The 17,062-nt window shown below is 60.6% G+C and carries 14 protein-coding genes; 5 read left to right on the top strand and 9 right to left on the bottom strand.

The genetic code is table 11. The annotated features are described in order from the left end of the window. Nucleotides 1-10: 10 nt before the first annotated feature. From AC5S27_RS16755 to acpS, 3 genes are all read right to left on the bottom strand, one after another. Nucleotides 11-2,200 (bottom strand): M13 family metallopeptidase, encoded by a 2,190-nt coding sequence (locus tag AC5S27_RS16755; RefSeq protein ID WP_493935710.1) that lies wholly within the window; start codon nt 2,198-2,200, stop codon nt 11-13. A gap of 124 nt (nt 2,201-2,324) precedes the next feature. Then, on the bottom strand, nt 2,325-3,401 hold the full coding sequence (locus tag AC5S27_RS16750) for an MlaD family protein (RefSeq protein WP_493935709.1): 1,077 nt from the start codon (nt 3,399-3,401) through the stop codon (nt 2,325-2,327). A gap of 160 nt (nt 3,402-3,561) precedes the next feature. After that, nucleotides 3,562-3,951, bottom strand: coding sequence for a holo-ACP synthase (gene acpS / locus AC5S27_RS16745; RefSeq protein ID WP_493935708.1), 390 nt, complete (start codon nt 3,949-3,951; stop codon nt 3,562-3,564). Between the two features lie 187 nt (nt 3,952-4,138). Between acpS and AC5S27_RS16740 the strand changes: the two genes are divergently transcribed. Then, a complete protein-coding gene (locus tag AC5S27_RS16740) occupies nt 4,139-4,534 on the top strand; it encodes a hypothetical protein (RefSeq protein WP_493935707.1) in 396 nt (131 codons plus the stop codon). A 15-nt stretch (nt 4,535-4,549) separates the two neighbouring features. Here AC5S27_RS16740 and recG read toward each other — a convergent pair whose 3' ends face one another. Beyond that, the gene (gene recG, locus AC5S27_RS16735) at nt 4,550-6,826 is read right to left on the bottom strand and encodes an ATP-dependent DNA helicase RecG (RefSeq protein WP_493935706.1); all 2,277 of its coding nucleotides are present in this window, start codon (nt 6,824-6,826) and stop codon (nt 4,550-4,552) included. Between the two features lie 110 nt (nt 6,827-6,936). Here recG and AC5S27_RS16730 point away from each other — a divergent pair, with 110 nt between their 5' ends. Then, a complete protein-coding gene (locus tag AC5S27_RS16730) occupies nt 6,937-7,497 on the top strand; it encodes an SRPBCC family protein (protein ID WP_493935705.1) in 561 nt (186 codons plus the stop codon). Between the two features lie 25 nt (nt 7,498-7,522). On the opposite strand, the gene AC5S27_RS16725 is transcribed toward AC5S27_RS16730, so the two are convergent. After that, nucleotides 7,523-8,149 (bottom strand): TetR/AcrR family transcriptional regulator, encoded by a 627-nt coding sequence (locus tag AC5S27_RS16725; RefSeq protein ID WP_493935704.1) that lies wholly within the window; start codon nt 8,147-8,149, stop codon nt 7,523-7,525. A gap of 94 nt (nt 8,150-8,243) precedes the next feature. Beyond that, entirely contained in the window at nt 8,244-9,047 is an 804-nt protein-coding gene (locus tag AC5S27_RS16720; protein ID WP_493935703.1) for an SDR family NAD(P)-dependent oxidoreductase, read from the bottom strand. Nucleotides 9,048-9,221: 174 nt separating this feature from the next. Here AC5S27_RS16720 and AC5S27_RS16715 point away from each other — a divergent pair, with 174 nt between their 5' ends. The 3 genes from AC5S27_RS16715 (at nt 9,222) to AC5S27_RS16705 (ending at nt 11,310) form a co-directional block, all read left to right on the top strand. Beyond that, nucleotides 9,222-10,535 carry a metal-dependent hydrolase family protein gene (locus tag AC5S27_RS16715; protein WP_493935702.1) on the top strand — a complete coding sequence of 438 codons (1,314 nt, stop codon included), beginning with the start codon at nt 9,222-9,224 and terminating at the stop codon, nt 10,533-10,535. A gap of 72 nt (nt 10,536-10,607) precedes the next feature. Further along, nucleotides 10,608-10,991 carry a type II toxin-antitoxin system RelE/ParE family toxin gene (locus tag AC5S27_RS16710; protein ID WP_493935701.1) on the top strand — a complete coding sequence of 128 codons (384 nt, stop codon included), beginning with the start codon at nt 10,608-10,610 and terminating at the stop codon, nt 10,989-10,991. Between the two features lies 1 nt (nt 10,992). Further along, nucleotides 10,993-11,310: a helix-turn-helix domain-containing protein gene (locus AC5S27_RS16705; protein WP_493935700.1), complete on the top strand. Its 318-nt coding sequence runs from the start codon at nt 10,993-10,995 to the stop codon at nt 11,308-11,310. Nucleotides 11,311-11,384: 74 nt separating this feature from the next. Here AC5S27_RS16705 and AC5S27_RS16700 read toward each other — a convergent pair whose 3' ends face one another. From AC5S27_RS16700 to AC5S27_RS16690, 3 genes are all read right to left on the bottom strand, one after another. Next, nucleotides 11,385-12,926 (bottom strand): leucyl aminopeptidase, encoded by a 1,542-nt coding sequence (locus AC5S27_RS16700; RefSeq protein WP_493935699.1) that lies wholly within the window; start codon nt 12,924-12,926, stop codon nt 11,385-11,387. A 62-nt stretch (nt 12,927-12,988) separates the two neighbouring features. Next, nucleotides 12,989-14,167 (bottom strand): glycoside hydrolase family 18 protein, encoded by a 1,179-nt coding sequence (locus AC5S27_RS16695; RefSeq protein ID WP_493935698.1) that lies wholly within the window; start codon nt 14,165-14,167, stop codon nt 12,989-12,991. A 165-nt stretch (nt 14,168-14,332) separates the two neighbouring features. Further along, nucleotides 14,333-17,062: an ABC transporter permease gene (locus tag AC5S27_RS16690; protein WP_493935697.1), complete on the bottom strand. Its 2,730-nt coding sequence runs from the start codon at nt 17,060-17,062 to the stop codon at nt 14,333-14,335.

The raw sequence follows: 17,062 nt of genomic DNA, 5'->3' as shown, positions 1-17,062 counted from the left end.
GGAAAAACCTCTACCAGACGCGGCAGGAGTGTTCCGGGTACATGGGTGTGCCTTTCTTGCAGCCGAAGGCTTTGCCGAACTCTTCGAAGTTCTGGACGGAGCCGTTGGTGCGCCAGCGTCCGGGGGAGTGCGGATCGGTCAGGGCGGCCTGACGGGCGTACTGGTCGGTCGAGGTCTGGCACCAGATCTGGCCGAAGCTGAGGAAGTAGCGTTGGGCTTCCGTATAGCCGTCGATCTTGTCTTCGATCGACTTGTGTTCCGCGGCGAGGGTGTCGAGCAGGGCCAGCCAGGCGATGCGCAGGCCTCCGTTGTCGGCGGTGTTTTCGCCCAGGGTCAGCTTGCCTTTGAGGTTCTGGGCGGGCAGGCCGTCATGGGCGGGTGAGGCTTCAAAGCCGTCGTATTCGGCTACTTCGCAGTCGGTGCGTTCGACAAACTTCTTGCGGTCCTCGTCGGTCTGCCATTCGCGGAGATTGCCTTTGCCGTCGTACTTGGAGCCCTGGTCGTCGAACCCGTGGGTCATCTCGTGGCCGATGACGACGCCGATGCCGCCGAAGTTTACGGCGGGGTCCGTCTTGAAGTCGAAGAACGGCGGCTGAAGGATGCCGGCAGGGAAGTTGATGTCGTTGTTGGAGGGGTTGTAGTAGGCGTTGACGGTGGGCGGAGTCATGCCCCATTCCTTCTCATCGACCGGCTTGCCGAGCTTGGCGAGCTGGTAGTTGCGGCGGAAGACGGCGGTGCGTTCGACGTTACCGATGAGGTCGTCGCGCTTGATGACGAGCCTGGAGTAGTCGCGCCACTTTTCGGGGTAGCCGATCTTGTTGCGGATCAGGTCCAGCTTGGCCTGGGCTTCCTTCTTGGTGGCGTCGCTCATCCAGTCGAGGGTCTTGATGTCGTCGCCGAGAGACTTTTCGAGTGCGGCTACGAGCTTGTCCATGCTGGCCTTGGCTTCGGGGGGAAAGTTCTGCTTGACCCAGTCCTGTCCGACGGCCTCGCCGAGTTCCTGGTCGACCAGGGAGGTGCACTGCTTCCAGCGCGGAGTGGGTTCTTTCTGTCCGGCCAGCGTCTTGCCGAAGAAGGCGAAGTTCTCGTCGAAGAAGGCTTTGGGCAGTTCGGTGGCTGCGCCGTGCAGGGTGTGCCAGCGGAAATAGGCTTTCCAGGCGTCGGCGGGCTCGGTTTCGACGAGGGTATTGACGGTCTTGAAGAAGTCGGGTGTGGCGACGTTGAGCGTATCGAAGTGGCCGATCCCGATGGCCTTCCAGTAGGTGGGCCAGTTGAAGCTGGGTGAGAGCTGCTCGAGCTCGGCGACGGTCTTGATGTGGTAGCGGTTTTCGGCCTGACGCATTTCGATGCGGCTCATGGAGCCCTTGGCGAGAGCGGTTTCAATGCGCAGCACGGAGGCGGCTTCTTTCGCGGCGAGTTCGGGGGCGTCGCCGGCGAGGGTGAACATTTTGGTGAGGTGGGCGAGGTACTGCTCGCGGATGTCGGCGAAGCGCTTGGCGTCGCTGAGGTAGTAGTCGCGGTCGGGGAGCGAGAGGCCGCCCTGACCAGTTTGCGCGATCTGCTTCGTGGAGTCCTTATCGTCCTGGCCGACGCTGAACTGGAAGAGTGGCGCTGGGTTGCCTTCGGCCAGGAGCGTTCCCATCAGGGTGGCGAGCTGCTTTGGGTCGGAGAAGGCGGCGATCTTGCTGAGCGCCGGGGTGACGGGCGCGAGACCTTTGCTCTCGACCAGGTCGGTGTTCATGCAGGCTGCGTAGGCGTCGCCGTACTTCTTCTGGAGCGGGGTCTTCGGCGACTTCGACGCTGCGTCGAGCTCTTGCCAGAGGAGGTAGCGGTTGCGCTCGCCCAGCAGGGAGAAGGATCGCGCCCAGCGGGTCTGGTCGCTGGGGACGGGGTTGTCCTTGACCCAGTTGCCGCAGGCGTATTGGTAGAAGTCGGTGCAGGGGTCGGCGGTCTTGTCGATGGCGGTGAGGTCCAGGCTGTGGACGTCTTTGGGTGGAGCGGGGGCAGCTGCGTCGCCGGCGGAGGAGACGAGACCGGAGGCGGCGAAGTTCAAATTGGGCTGACCGGATTGGGAATGGGCCGTAAGGGAGAGGGTTGCGGCGGCGGCGAGTGCGAGGGCGGTGTGCCGACAGGCTGTAGCAAGTACGGGAGCGGTGTGCCGACGGGCGGCACTGGCGCAGAGACTACGCAAAGAGTTCATCTGGATTCCTTGAGCCGGGAATGGCCGCAGCCGAACGGGCCTTCCGCGTAAGATATGCAGCCTTTCGAACGAGGTTGCTGCATAGAAACGTATCACGCGGAGCACGGCCCGGGACTGACTGGAATCAGAAGACTTTGACGCGGACGGTGAGGTAGGTCTTGGGGTCTTTGCGAATGGCGGAGATGAGCTGGCCGGTGTCGTTGAGGGTCTTGTCGAGGTTGTCGTAGAGAGACCGGTTGACGAACATCTGTCCGATGCTGCCTTTGCCTTCGTTCAGCCCCTGCAGCAGGGCGTTCAAGTTGGTGACGGAGACTTCGAGCTTGTTGGCCAGGGCAGGATCCTTGGCGAGTTTGCCGAGGGAGCCTTTGCCGGAGTTGATGTCATTAAGCAGCTCATTGGTGTTGTTGATGGCGGCGGTCAGGTTGGTATAGAGCTTATCGTCGGTGAGCAGCTTGCCGGCGGTGCCTTCGCCTTTATCGAGCTTGGTCGCAATGGAGTCGAGCTTGGCGATGGTGGAATTGGCATGATTGTAGAGCTCATCGTCCTTGAGGAGCTTGCCAATGCTGCCTTTTCCGCTGGAAATCTCGGTGGTGAGCGCCTGGATCTGGTTGATGGTGAGGACGAGCTTGTGGGCGACCTCGGGATCGTTGAGCAGCATGCCGGCTGTTCCCTGACCGGAGTTGATCGTATCCATCAACGTGCCGACCTTGTGGATGACGTCGGTGATGGCTTTGATCGATTCCTGGCTGGAGCCGACAACGTCCTGAATGCTGGCTCTGGACTGGACCTGCAGCGTGGCGCCGTCCTGGATTTCGGGGCCGTGGGCGTGGGTGGAAGAGATTTCCAGGAAAGAGTCACCGAGGACGCCGGCCTGGTTAATGGCGATGGTGGAGTCCGCGTGGAGTGCGCTCTGATAGGTTGCTCCGACCTTGGAAATGACTTCAACCGCTGCCGGTTCATGGCTGGGGATGATGCGCACGCTGGTCACGTTGCCAATGGTGACGCCGTCCAGGCTGACGGGAGCACCGATTTTGAGACCGTTGGCATTTTCAAAGAAGGCGCGCACGGTGAGCTTGCGGGTGAAGAGGCCGCCCGTCGAGCCGGACATCAGGAAAATGAGTACGGTGAGAGCGGCGATGGCGGCGAGCGCGAGAATGCCGACCTTGAGCTGGGACCATCGGAGTTCTTTTTGGCTTGGCATCGTAACCTTCCCCTGATGGAGTGAGAATACCAGAACGAAAAACGTCGACACGATCGATGAGCTGCGTCCCAAGGGGCGCAAACGTGAGATGCGGGATCACCGCCGGAGACTCATCTTCGTGACTGCAAAATGTGCCGGCCGACGGGAAGCCTGGGATGGGTCAGGTGGAGGTTGCGCCTTCGAGGGCCACGCTGGCCATGGCGAGATCGTTGGTATGAGTGAGCGAGAGCGCTGCGTGGACGACACCGAGGCGTTTCGCGAGCTGGGCCGCTCGGCCGTGGAACGTGAGACCGGGACGACCGCTGGGGGCGCGTGTGACTTCGATTTCAAGCCAGGTGACGCCGTAGCTGATGCCGGTGCCGAGGGCTTTGGCTGCGGCCTCCTTGGCGGCGAAGCGGGCCGCGAAGCTTTCGGCGGCGTTGCGTTTGCGCAGGCAGTACGCCTTTTCGCGAGGCGTGTAGATGCGGTCCAGAAAACGGTCGCCGAAGCGGGCGATCGACTTCTGGATGCGGTGAATTTCCGTGAGGTCGATTCCGGTTCCTACCAGCATCCTGAAGGGAGGCTACCACACTGTCAGGGCTGGCTTTTGGGCAAATCGGACAGTTTTGGAGATTTGAAAGCGTGGAGCGGCGGGAAAGAGCTGGTAAGACTGTGCCGGATTGAGGCATCACCGTCGCAGTCCGGAACACTCATCAAGTTCATGGCTGGGATCTCCGATGAAAGGAGGAATGAACCCGATGACTTTACCACCCACACCGATGCAATTTGAGTCTTCCTGGGCATTGCAGATGCGTGCGACGGCGATGGAAGATTCCATGCGGCTGATCCAGAACCTGACGAGCGCGATTCTGGCCCATGGCGGCTGGGTCTTGAGCCGGGGCGCGAACGATGATGGGCTGGTCAACATGCTCTTCGAGTTCGAGCGGCCGCAGTGCGTGGAGATCTATACGATGCTGGTCGGGGTCGGCGTGGAACTGAGCCAGCTGGCGCATATGCGGTTTACGGAGCTTTGCCAGTGTACGAAGAGTACGTGCGAGGACGTGGCGGGAGAGATTGTCAGCGTGGATCTGGAGATTCACGGCTTTCCGGCGGAGCTTTCATTGCGCACCGAGGCCTCATCGGAGGCCGCTTGAGCGCAGGTAAGGGTTTCAGCCAGCTTCCATGAAGCCGTAGTGGCGTTGCCAGGCTTTTTTCAGGTGCTCCCAGACGCGCTGGCGTTCGGCTTCTGTGGCGGATTTGTCGGGGGCGGCGGCGAAGCGAGTGGCTTCCTGCTTGGCGAGTTCGAGGAGTTCGCGGTCGCGGACTAAATTCGCCACGCGGAAGCCAGGGAGGCCAGCCTGGCGGGTGCCGAAGACTTCGCCGGGGCCACGCATGGCTAGATCCAGTTCGGCCAGTTCAAAACCATTCTGGGTGCGGACCATGGCGGCGAGGCGTTCTTCGCCCTGAGGGGAGACGCGGTCGCCGGTCATGAGGATGCAGTAGCTCTTGGCTGCTCCGCGACCGACGCGGCCACGAAGCTGGTGGAGCTGGGCCATGCCGAAGCGTTCAGCGTGATCGACGACCATAACGGTGGCGTTGGGGACGTCGACGCCGACTTCGATGACCGTTGTGGCGACGAGAACATCGATTTCGCCGCGGGTGAAACGCTGCATGATGACGTCTTTTTCGTCGGCGTCGAGGCGGCCGTGGAGCAGGCCTACGCGCAGGTCGCGGAGGGCGCCGTTGCGGAGCTGATCGTACATTTCTGTGGCGGAGCGGAGTTCTGGCTTGGTGGCTGCGGGTTCGGGCGCGGCGAAGAGCTTGGGTTTGCGAGACGTGCTCTTGCGGGCTTTCTTGGCCGGGGCTGGTGGAGCTTGCGTTGAGGCGTCGGCGGTCGTTGCTTCGTCGTGGGAGAAGTCGAGTTCGGGCTGGTCGTCTTTGGCGCCTTCGATGACGGGGTAGACGATGTAGGCCTGGCGCTTCTGGGCGACTTGTTTGCGGACGAAATCCCAGACTTCCTGCTGGCGTTCTCCGGCGACGCGGCGGGTGACGATGGGGGTGCGGCCGGGGGGTAGCTCGTCGAGGATGCTGGTGTCGAGGTCGCCGTAGACGGTGAGGGCGAGGGTTCGCGGGATGGGGGTTGCGGTCATGACGAGGACGTCGGGTTCAGCCTCGTTTGGCTTCTTCATCAGGTCGAAGCGCTGCTTGACGCCGAAGCGGTGCTGCTCGTCGATGATGACGAGGCCGAGGCGGGCGAATTCGACTTTGTCTTCGATGAGGGCGTGGGTGCCGATGACGAGCTGGGCTTCTCCGCGGAAGATCTGGCTGCGGACGCGGCGCTTCTGGTCGTTGTCGAGTGAGCCGGTGAGGAGAACGACTTTGTAGGTCTTGCTGGAGCGGCTGAGGAGCTTGCGCGCGGCGAGGTAATGTTGCGTGGCCAGGATTTCTGTCGGGGCCATCATGGCGGCCTGGTAGCCGTTCTCGATGGCGACGAGCATGGCCTGCAGCGCAACGATGGTCTTGCCGGAGCCGACGTCGCCTTGCAGGAGGCGGCGCATGGGGTGGGGCTGGCGCATGTCGGTGACGATTTCGCCGAGGGCTTTTTTCTGCGCGGCGGTGGGGTGGAAGGGCAGGACTTCGCGGAGGGCGGCGCGGACCTTGTCGCCGGTGGTGAAGGCTACGCCGAGCTGCTTGTGGCCCTTGCGGCGCTTGAGTTCGAGGCCGAGTTCCAGGTAGAAGAGCTCTTCGAAGATGAGGCGGCGCAGGGCGGGGGTGCGCGACTCCATGAGTGCTATCTGTTGTGTGCCTTCGGGAGGGAAGTGAGCTTCGTTGAGAGCCTGTTCGCGGCTGGGCATTTTGAGCCGGGTCAGCATGGACTCTGGCAGACATTCGGGGACGTTGCCGGAGACGGATTCGAGCAGGTGGAAGATGACCTTACGCTGCCAGCGGGAGGCGAAGGCTGTGCCGCCGAGGGATTCGTAGACGGGGGTGATGCGGCCTACTTCGAGGAGGCGGGTTTCTTCGTCTTCGCCGATACCAGGCAACAGCTCGAACTGCGGCTGGATCATCTTCATGTTGCGCGTGGTGCGGGAGGGCTCGACTTTACCGAAGAGGGCGATGGTTTGGCCGGCGCGGAAGCGACCTTGCAGGTAGGTGCCGTTGAACCACATGCACTTCATCGCGAGGTTGCCTTGGCCGACGGTCATTTCGAAGATGGGGGAGCGGCGAGTTGAAAGAAGCGCGGTGCCGCGGATTTCGGCGATGACAGAGGCCATCTCGCCGGCTTTCAGCTCGTCGAGGCTGCGCGGGTTCTGGCGGTCCTCGTAGCGGAACGGGAGATGGTAGAGGAGGTCTTCGGCGACTGCGATGCCTTTGCCGGCGATCATCTCCGCGACCTTGGGGCCAACGCCGCGAACGTACATGACAGGAGTGTCGAGACTGGCCACATTCTGGATGCTACAACCCGGCGGGCAGCGGCTGCCAATGGTGGTCCATTTCGGGGAGAGCGTTGAGGGAACTCTGTGGTTATGATGGGAGCGAGTGCGAGGAGAGATGGATGGCGGATGGCAGCGAAGAGTTGAGTGGTGTGGAAGCTGGGTTGCCAGCGGCGCCAGAGCCGGGGACGCGGGAGTTTGTGACGACGGGAATCTTCGATGCGCCGCGGGAGCTGGTCTTCAGCGCGTGGACGGAGGCGGAGCATTTGAAGAAGTGGTTTGGGCCGAAGGGATTCACCATTCCTGTGGCCAAACTGAACCTGGTGCCGGGCGGGACGTTTCACTACTGCATGCGGGCTGCGACCGGAACGGAGATGTGGGGGAAGTGGACGTTTCGCGAGATCGTCGCGCCGGAGCGGTTGGTGCTGGTGAATATCTTCTCGAATAAACACGGTAACCCGATCCGGCATCCGTTTGTGGAGAACTGGCCGCTGGAGATGCTTTCGACGGCGACTTTTTCCGAGATCGATGGGATGACGCTGGTGCGGATTGCGTGGATTCCGATCCATGCTTCGCTGACCGAGCGGCAGGCTTTTGAGGATGCGCGCGAAGGGATGCAGGAGGGGTGGTCGGGGACGTTTGAGCAACTTCGGGAGTATCTCAAGACGATCACGGGCCGTTGAGGACTGCGGCAGCAGACTGATATGCCTACTGCGCCAGCAAGCCTTCGAAGATGTAGCGTAGAAAATCCTTCAGCGGAGCATCGCTCTTGTCTGCCTGCGAGCGGAGCAAGGCGCCTTCCCAGCTGTTGAGCACGAAACCGGCGAGAGGACCGGGCTTGATCGACTTCGGCAAGTCTCCTGCCTCGACGGCCTTCTGCAGTACAGTCTCGACGCTGGCTTGCCATTCGGCGAAGCTGGAGCTGAGGCAACCCTGCAGCATGGGGCTCGCGCCGGCGACCTCAAGGCTGAGATCGCCGAGAAGGCATCCTTGGATTGGGGAAGACTGCCCGGCGGACCGGATGAGTTCCTCGAAGTAGCGCCGCAGCCGCCTGAGCGGTGCCTGGCGTGTATTGCCAAGAATCTCCTGGCAATGCTCGGCGGCGATGTTGAAGTAGCGGTCGATTACGGCTGCGGCGAATTCCTCTTTGCTGCCGAAGTGGTGATAGAACGAGCCTTTGGGGACGCCTGCGGATTGCAGGATCTCCTGGAGACCTGTGGCTCCGTAGCCGTGCCGGCGCATCAGGTCGAGCCCAACCTTGATGAGGTTTTCCTTCGTCGACGCTGTGGGTGCTTCGGGCTCGGGTTTCGATGGAATCTCCGCTTTGGACTGCATTGTGGGCTTCTCTTTCCAGTGCAGGAACGCGGCCTCCGCGTGGAAGCGCGAAGGCCCATGTCCCTATCGTACTGTTTGCTCTTGCGGAACTCGCTTACTTCGCTGCTACTGCTGTGTAACGCGGAGCCGGGACTCTGCGCGAGAGGTTTGGAGCAAGCGCGAGACGCGCCTTCTCGTACGCTTCGAAGTCGGCAACGTTGGGTAGCGCGGGAATGGTGGCGAACTCACCCTGATCGAGACCGGCAAGCGAGGCGTCGACCATGTCTTCTGTGCTCATGACCCATTCTGCAGGGAGATCCGTGTGGACGTTTACGCCGGCCTTACCCCAGAGAGGAGTTGCGGTGGCGCCGGGCAGTACGACCTGGACGGTGACGCCTTTGTCTTTCAGCTCGTTCTTAAGTGAGGTGCTGAAGTTCTGCACATAGGCTTTGGTGCCGCTGTAGACGCCGTTCAGCATTTCTGGTGCCAGGGCGACGACAGAGCCGATGTTGATAATGAGGCCGCTGGCCTGCTGAGCGAAATTAGAGGCTACTGCGATTGCGAGGCGGGTGAAGGCGGTGACGTTGATTTGGATCATCTGCTCGAGGTAATCCTGGTCTGAGTCGAGCAGCTTGCTGGCGGAGGCTATGCCGGCGTTGTTCACGAATGCCGTGATCGAACTGTCTGAGGCTAGACGGTCGGCGACGCGCTTCACATCAGCGGGGATGGACAGGTCTGCCTGGAGGGTTTCGGCTTTGCGTCCGGTGGTGGACTGGATTTGCTTCGCGACTTCGTCGAGTTTGTCTTTGCTGCGAGCGACGAGGATGAGGTCGTATCCGCGCCTGGCGAGGCGGTCGGCGTAGACGGCGCCGATTCCCGTGGAAGCCCCGGTGATAAGAGCAATACCTTTGTTGGACATGAAAATCTCCTTCTTGAATGGCAACCCTTGGGGTGGCTCGCTTGATAAGAGTAGACCAGTCGGTCTAAAGGTTCAGAAAAATCATCCGTCGTAAAGACGGCGACCGAAAGGCTGGGTGCCGGGGTCGCTGCTACACTGTTGGCATTCCTGCCGAACCTGTTTGAAGGAGCCTGTATGCGATTTCGCCCTGTGTCTTTCTTGCCTGTTTTATCTGTGATGTGCGGATTGTTCTGCCTTGGCTGTGCTGTGCAGGCCCAAACGCCTAAAGCGGGTGGCCGAACACTGGTGCGAGCCGGGCATCTGCTGGATGTGCATACGGGTAAGACGCTGGATGCGCAGACGATTGTGGTGACGGGCGAGACGATTACCGCGATTGCGCCGACGGCTTCAACGCCTGCTCAGGCCGGCGACAAGGTGGTCGATCTTGGGTCGATGACAGTCTTGCCGGGGCTGATCGATGTGCATACGCACATCACGGGCAATCCGGAATTTGATCCGTACAAGGAGCTCACCAACACCGACGCGAAGGAAGCCATCAATGGCGTTGTGAATGCGAAGACGACGCTGCTGGCGGGGTTTACTTCGATTCGTAATGTGGGCGCTGGTGGGTATGTCGATGTGGATCTGCGCGATGCGGTGAATGCGGGGCAGGTGATTGGGCCGCACATGCAGGTTTCCGGGCCGCCGCTGGGCATTACCGGTGGGCATTGCGATGAGAATCTGCTGCCGATCAGCTATCACCTCAAGAGCGAGGGTGTGGCGGACGGCATTGCCGCGGTCCAGCAGAAGGTGCGGCAGAACATCAAGTACGGTGTGGATGTGATCAAGATTTGCGCTACGGGTGGAGTGCTGTCGAAGGGTGACAGTCTGCAGGCTTCGCAGTACACGCTGGAGGAAATGAAGGCGATTGCCGCGGATGCGCACCGGTTGGGGCTGAAGGTGGCGGCGCATGCGCATGGGGCGCAAGGAATTCTGTGGGCTTCCGAGGCAGGCATCGATTCGATCGAGCATGGGAGCTTTGTGGATGCGGCGGGGATTGCGGAGATGAAGAAGAACGGGACGTACATGGTGCCGACGCTCTATCTCGAAGACTGGATGATCGAGTCCGGGCATCTGCCGCCGTTTTACCAGCAGAAGATGAAGGACACGATTGCCGTGGCCAAGCCGAACATTCGCAAGGCGTATGAGGCTGGGGTAAAGTTTGCGCTGGGCACGGATGCTGCTGTTTACCCGCATGGGCTGAACGGGCATGAGTTAGAAGTCTATGTGCGCGATATTGGCATGACGCCGCTGGCGGCGATCCAGACGGCTACTGTGAATGCTGCGGACCTGATGAACTGGACGGATAAGACTGGGTCGATCGATGCGGGGAAGTGGGCAGATATCATCGCCGTCGATGGCGATCCGCTGAAGGACATCAGGCTGGTGCAGGACGTGAAGTTTGTGATGAAGGCTGGGGTGGTTTACAAGGGGGTTGGCGTGAAGTAGGCCAGACTTGAAGCATCACTTCAACGTCATCATGTATGGCACTCAGTGCTATAGTAAAGCGGAGCGGACGGGATGCTCGCTGTCTTCAAGACCAAGCCTTTTTCGCGTTTTGCACGCAAGGCTCGACTCTCCGATGAGGAACTCTGGGCGGCTGCAAGTTTGGCCGACGTGGGTCTGGTGGATGCCGATCTTGGTGGCGGAGTGATCAAGCTGCGTGTCGCTCGGGCTGGCGAAGGGAAGTCTGGTGGATTTCGGACGATCCTGCTTTTCCGGCAACATGAGCGTGCGGTGTTTGTGTTCGGCTTCGAGAAGAAAGATCAGGCAAACATAAACTCGAACGAACTGGCCGCATTCCGGGAGCTCGCAAGAGTTGTGCTGGCTTACAACGAAAAGGAATTGGCACTGCGTATTGCTGATGGAGCTTTGATTCAGGTTCACTCAGCGAGGAGAGATTGAGATGGCAAAGACATACCGCAGCAAGATCATGGCTGCCATTCATGAAACGGCTACTGATCTTTATAAATCCGGTGGGATGGACAAAAAGACGATGCGCAATTTCGATGCGCTGTGCCTGACTCCAGTGCCGGAGATGACGCCGGATCAGATTCGTGCTCTTCGGACTCGCGAGAATGCTAGCCAGACGGTCTTTGCTGCTTATCTGAACGTGACGCCAAGTTTAGTCAGCAAGTGGGAGCGCGGCGAGAAGCATCCTCAGGGTGCTTCTCTAAAACTATTGTCTCTAGTAGAGAAGATCGGATTGGAAAAGATCGCCTGACTTTTGCGCAAAGTAGAAATGAAAACGAGCTATCCGCTGGGGATAGCTCGTTTGTTTTGAAGAGAAGAGTCTTACTAGTTCTCGTAGCTGCGGACCCATTCCAGGATGCTGCGGACGCCGAAGCCGCTGGGGCCTTTGGCGATGAAGGGTTTGGTGTCTTCGTACCAGGCCATGCCGGCGATGTCGAGGTGGATCCAGGGGGTTTCGCCTGCGAAGACCTGCAGGAACTGGGCTGCGGTTGAGGCTCCGCCCCAGCGGCCGCCGGTGTTTTTGATGTCGGCGATGTCGGAGCGGATGGCGTCGTAGTACTCGTCGCCGAGGGGGAGACGCCAGATTTTTTCGCCGGAGATGGTGAGGGCCTGGTTGAGCCTGGCGTAGGTTTCTTCGTCGTTAGAGAAGCCGCCGGCGCTGACTGGGCCGAGGGCGACGACGCATGCGCCGGTGAGGGTGGCAGCGTCGATCAGATGGGTGCAGCCGAGCTGGCGGGCATAGGTCAGGCCATCGGCGAGGACCAGGCGGCCCTCGGCATCAGTGTTGATGATTTCGATGGACTTGCCGGGTTCGCCGTCCTTGAAGGGCATGGCGATCTGGACGTCGCCGGGCTTCTGGGCTTTGCCATCGGGCATGTTTTCGGCTGAGCAGACGACGCTAATGACTTTGACCTTGGGCTTGATCTGGGCGATGGCGCACATGGCGCCGAGCATCGCAGCGGAGCCGCCCATGTCGTATTTCATCAGCTCCATCTTGTCGGCGGGCTTGAGGGAGATGCCGCCGGTGTCGAAGGTGATGCCTTTGCCGACCAGGCCTAGGACGGGGCCGGAGTAGGTGGCGGCGTCGTAGCCTTCGGGCTCATAGGTGAGGACGATGAGGGCGGGTGGTTCCGCGGAGCCCTGGGAGACGCTCCAGAATGCGCCCATCTTGAGTTCATGCAGTTTTTCGGTGGAGTAGACCTCGGACTTGAGGCCGACTTTTTCTGCCATGGCGGCGGCGCGCTGGCCGAGGATGGTGGGGGTGAGCTTGTTGCCGGGCTCGTTGACGAGCTCGCGGGCGAAGTTCTGGCTTTCAGCGACGATGACGCCTTCGGCGTATCCGACGTTGATGGCTGCCGCGTCAGTGCCGGCCGGGGCGACGAGTTTGAAGTCGTAGACGGAGAGGTCTTTGCGGTCGGAACGGTAGGTGTCCGGGTCGTAGTCGGCGAGCAGGGCGCCTTCAACGGCGGCGCGGGAGCTGGGTCCGACGGGTAGCTCGGCTGCCTCGGGCAGGGCGAAGGCGACGGCGCGGATGCCGCGGGGCTTCACGGAGCGGATGGCAGTGCCGACGGCGCTGCGGACGGAGTGCACGGTGGCCTTATCGGTCTTGCCGACGCCGACGATGAGGAGGCGCTTGGCGGCGAGGCCAGCGGGGGTGTGGAGCAGGAGCGTTTCGTTGGCGCCGGCTTTGAATTCTCCGGTGGCGAGCACGGCGGCTGCGGCGGACTGGATGGTGGCGTCCGTGGTCAGCAGGACCGGCTGGGGCTTGGCTTCAGGGCCTTTTTCGGTTTGCGCATCGCCGGCCAGGACGACCAGCACTTCGGTTTCAATTCCCGCAGGAGTGGCAAAAACCAGTTCAGTCTTCATGCAGCTATTATTTCACCGCGCGGCGGCCCTATTTCACCGGATTGGCCGCCGTAGCTGGCTGGCTACCACTTTGCTGGCGGGAGCAGGTGGGTGGCGCGGTACATGGCATCGAGCAGATCCTGCGAATGGCCGTCGTAGTCGGCGTCGAGCGACCAGAGGAAGGTGCCGCCGAGGCCGTTGACGTAGTCGGTATAGAGAACGCGGGTATAGGTGGATTGGGGGTCGTCGTAGGTGACGAAGCCTGGGGAGCCATCTTTACGCAGCAGGTAGGGAACGAGCGCGGCCTTGTCGCGGTGAACTGCCCACTTGCCGGAGGCGAGCATGGGCTTGATGTCCGGGCCGTAGTTCACGGTCTGGACGGTGTCATCGCAGAAGCCGTCATCCGTGGTCGCGGCATTGGGGCAGATGCCGAAGAGTTTGTTGATGTTGGTGTACCAGTAGCCGTAGAAGGGCGTGCCCTGATTCAGCTGCGAGGCGGGCGCGTCGGCGAGGAAGATCTTGGCTGATTCGGCATCGCTGGCACCGGGTTCGCATTCGTCGGGTTCGGGGTCGTTGTTGTCCCAGAAGATGGAGGCGTTGAGGTGTCCCATGGAGGTCCAGGGGCCGGCGCAGTCGTAGGTCATGATGTTGAACCAGTCGATGACCTTCCTCAAATGGGGGACGTCGTAGGTGGATTCCTGGAATGGCGCTGCGTCGATCGACAGCAGGTAGCGCGGGCTGGGGAAGGTTTCGCGGAGGGCGGTCATGAGCTTGAGCAGGGTTGCTGTGTCTTCAGGCGATTCCGGATATTCCCAGTCGAGGTCGATGCCGTCATAGTCGTTTTCGGTGACGAACTTCTTCAGATTCTTGAGCAGTGGCTGGAGGATGGCGGGGTTGGTTTCGAGTGAAGGAACATCGCCACCGATCAGGAGCAGGACCTTGACGCCGGCTTTGTGGGCCTTGGGGATCAGTTCCGGTTCGATGAAGCCGCCGGGAACCTGGAGGTTGCCGTTGGAGTCAAAGGGAACGCCGGCGTGAATGATGTGTGTGAGTTTGCTGTATGGGATTTGCGCAGCGGAGTATGGCGGGTTGAGATATTTGCTGCCGGAGTCGTAATCGGCGACGATGCGCTTCTTTGGAAGGGAATACGGAGCGTGTGCGATAGCTGCTGCTTGCGCCTGTACGTCCTGGGCTAAGGCAGTTGTTGCGGTGATGCCAACGCAGAATACGAAACCAACAACAAGAAGAGGATAGGGTCGCAAGCCTGACTCCTTGGATAGGGCGGATATTTGCTTAACTGCGCCATCGTCGGCAAGAGACTGGGTTTGTGTCAAGAAAGAAATTTCAGGCTAGAGCCCTTGCAGGGTAAGACGATCTTTGGAAGGGCAACTGACAAAGGCCTGCGCCCTTCCAAAGGAAACGTGCTCCTACTCTGTGCGCAAAGCCCGCAGCGGGTCAACGCTGGCTGCCCGGCCTGCGGGCACGGCGCTCGCGAGCAAGGCCACTATGACCACTCCGGCAACTGCTAAGGCGTAGCTCGTCACATCGAGAGCCTTCATCCCATACAGTGAGCTTTCGAGCTCCTGACCAGCCGCAATTGCCAGGAGAATGCCTATGGTGATGCCACCTGCACACAACAGAAGGCTCCCACGCAGGACCATCCACACGACCTGCGAGCGTTGCGCGCCGAGGGCGATGCGTACGCCGATCTCCGCGCTGCGCCGGCCCATCCGGTAGGACAGGGTTCCGTACAGACCTGTTGCGATGAGCACGACAGCCAGTACGCCAAAACAAGTGGCAAGCCTTGCAAAGAGGATCTGCTGCGAGATAGATCGCTCAAAGACAGCGACCTGTGTCATGGGTTCCAGCAACGGCATGTCGGGGTCGATTTGTGCGACGATCCGGCGCACCTGGGGCAAGATTGCCATTGGGTCGCCGGGCACGCGCATCTCCACATTGAGCTGATTGGAAGTTCTCTCCTGGGTGAAGACGGTCCACAACATGGGCCTGGAATCTTCGGTGATGCCCGTGTATTTGTGATCCTGGACCAGCCCCACAATTCGGACTGGAGGGTCTTTGGGTGAGCCGCTCAGGAAATGCCCTACGACATGCAATGAGCCCGCGTATTTCTTCGCAAAAGTCTCGTTCACGATCGTAACCGGCGGTGCGCTCTCAGTATCGGCATCGGAAAAATCCCTGCCATCCAGGATCTGCACGCCCATGGTGCGAAAGTAGTCCGCTCCGACTGTGTTCTGTCGATAGGTCACCTGTCCCGGCTCGAGTCCATTGGGATTATGCCCGTCGAGCAGCAGGCCGCCCTGGTTGCTCGACCATCCCGAGCCGGGCCGGTTCGCAGCGAATGAGACACTCTTCACGCCTGGAATCGCTCGCAGCTTTTGCTGTAACGACGTGAAGAAGGCGATGCTTTCTTCCTTGCTATGGACGTGCTGGGGATGGATGCCGAAGACCACCAATCCTTCCGGATTTTGTCCCATGGGGGTCTGCAACAGGTTCCGGAGTGTCTTGAGCAGCAGGCCGGCACCAACCAGCAATACAAGGCACATGGCAATCTGCATTACGATCACCGCGTTACCCGCGCGGGTCTTCTGCACGCTTGTCTGCGATGCGGTTGCGGAACTACGCAGCGAGCTCTGCGAGCTGTTCGACATGGCCGATTGCAGTGGCGCGAGGCCAAAGACAATCGCCATCAGAACGAGGACACCGAGCGTCAATCCAAGCACTTCGAGGTCCGGTTGCAGATTCGACTCGATCTGCGCCCATGCTCCCAGCGCACGGGTCGCTCCGAGCGCAAACGCCCAGGCCACAATGCCGCCCAGCGTTACGAGCAGCGTGCTTTCCGTGAGCAGCTGCCGCGCAATTGCCCCTCGTCCTGCGCCCAGCGCAAAGCGCACGCCGAACTCCCGCTGCCGGTTCGCGTTGCGAGCCATCAACAGCATCACTACGTTGCTCATGGCGATCAGCAGCACCATGCCGACCATTGCCATCAGGACCTTCAGCGACTTGGCGAAGCTGTCGTCACCACTGCCATCGAACTGTTTGGCTTCGTTCAACGAAAGCTTGTATGTCTCCTCTCCGCTCTTTTTGGCGGGGATGCCGATGTAGGCTGCTCGTTCAAAGAGTGCCTGCATCTGGGCCAGCGCTTGTTCGCGGCTGACGCCAGGCGCTGTGCGCACCATCAGCTTCATCATCCATAAGCGCGGCTCAGTCAGGTACATTCCATTTTCCGCAGGCGAGCCCCACGCATTGAATTCCGGACGGCTTTGCAGCGGAATCCAGAAATCAAGTGGGAGCGCGCCTTCCGTTCCTTCGAAGCCTTTCTTCGCAACGCCTACAATTGTGAACGGTATGGACTTGATATAGAGAGCCTTGCCGATGACGTCCCGGCTGCGCTGGTAGTGAGAGGACCAGAATTTCTCACTGATCACGGTTACCTGGGTGTGATCCTGCTCATCCTTCTGTATAAAGCCCCGGCCGAGCTCCGTTCCTACTCCCAGGGCGCTGAAATAGTTGCCGCTGACCATGTCGCCCGCGGCTTCTTCCGGGACTGAGCCAACTCGCACAGGCGCCTTGCCGCTGCCAGACATAGGAATGAAAGTCATCACGTCCTGCAATGCACTTATCCCATGCAAAGCCTGGTAAAAGGGGTATGCGAACGAGGTGGCTGAATCGCCCGTCTGCGAGGCTCCATCCGGCCAGCCGGTCGTATGAACGTAGAAGACCTGCGAGGCATCCTTCACCGGCAGCATCTTTTGAAGCACGGCATGCATGACGCTGAAGACGGCAGTGTTTGCGCCTACGCCGAGGGCGAGCGTAAGGACGCAGACGATGGTGAAAACCGGCGTCTTGATGAGTTGCCGCATGCCGTAGCGCAGATCCCGCCATACATTTTCAAAGAACATGGTTGTCCTCGATTCCCGTTGCCGCTGTTGTAGCAGGGTGGTGTTGCCGAACTGACGCCTTGCCGCGAGACGGGCGGCGCGGGGGCTCATGCTCTGGCGCTCGTACTTTTCGGCGAGCATCTCCAGGTGGGTGCGCATCTCGTCGTCAAAGAGCGAGTCCTCTTTTCTCTGCGAGAACAGAGCTCGAAGTTTCGCGAGGAAGATGTAGGCTCGGTCAGACATGGATGGGTCGGGCAT

It is taken from the genome of Acidicapsa borealis, assembly GCF_059115245.1.
The sequence above is the reverse complement of the archived record's forward strand: the minus strand, read 5'-3'. Positions and strand labels throughout refer to the sequence as shown.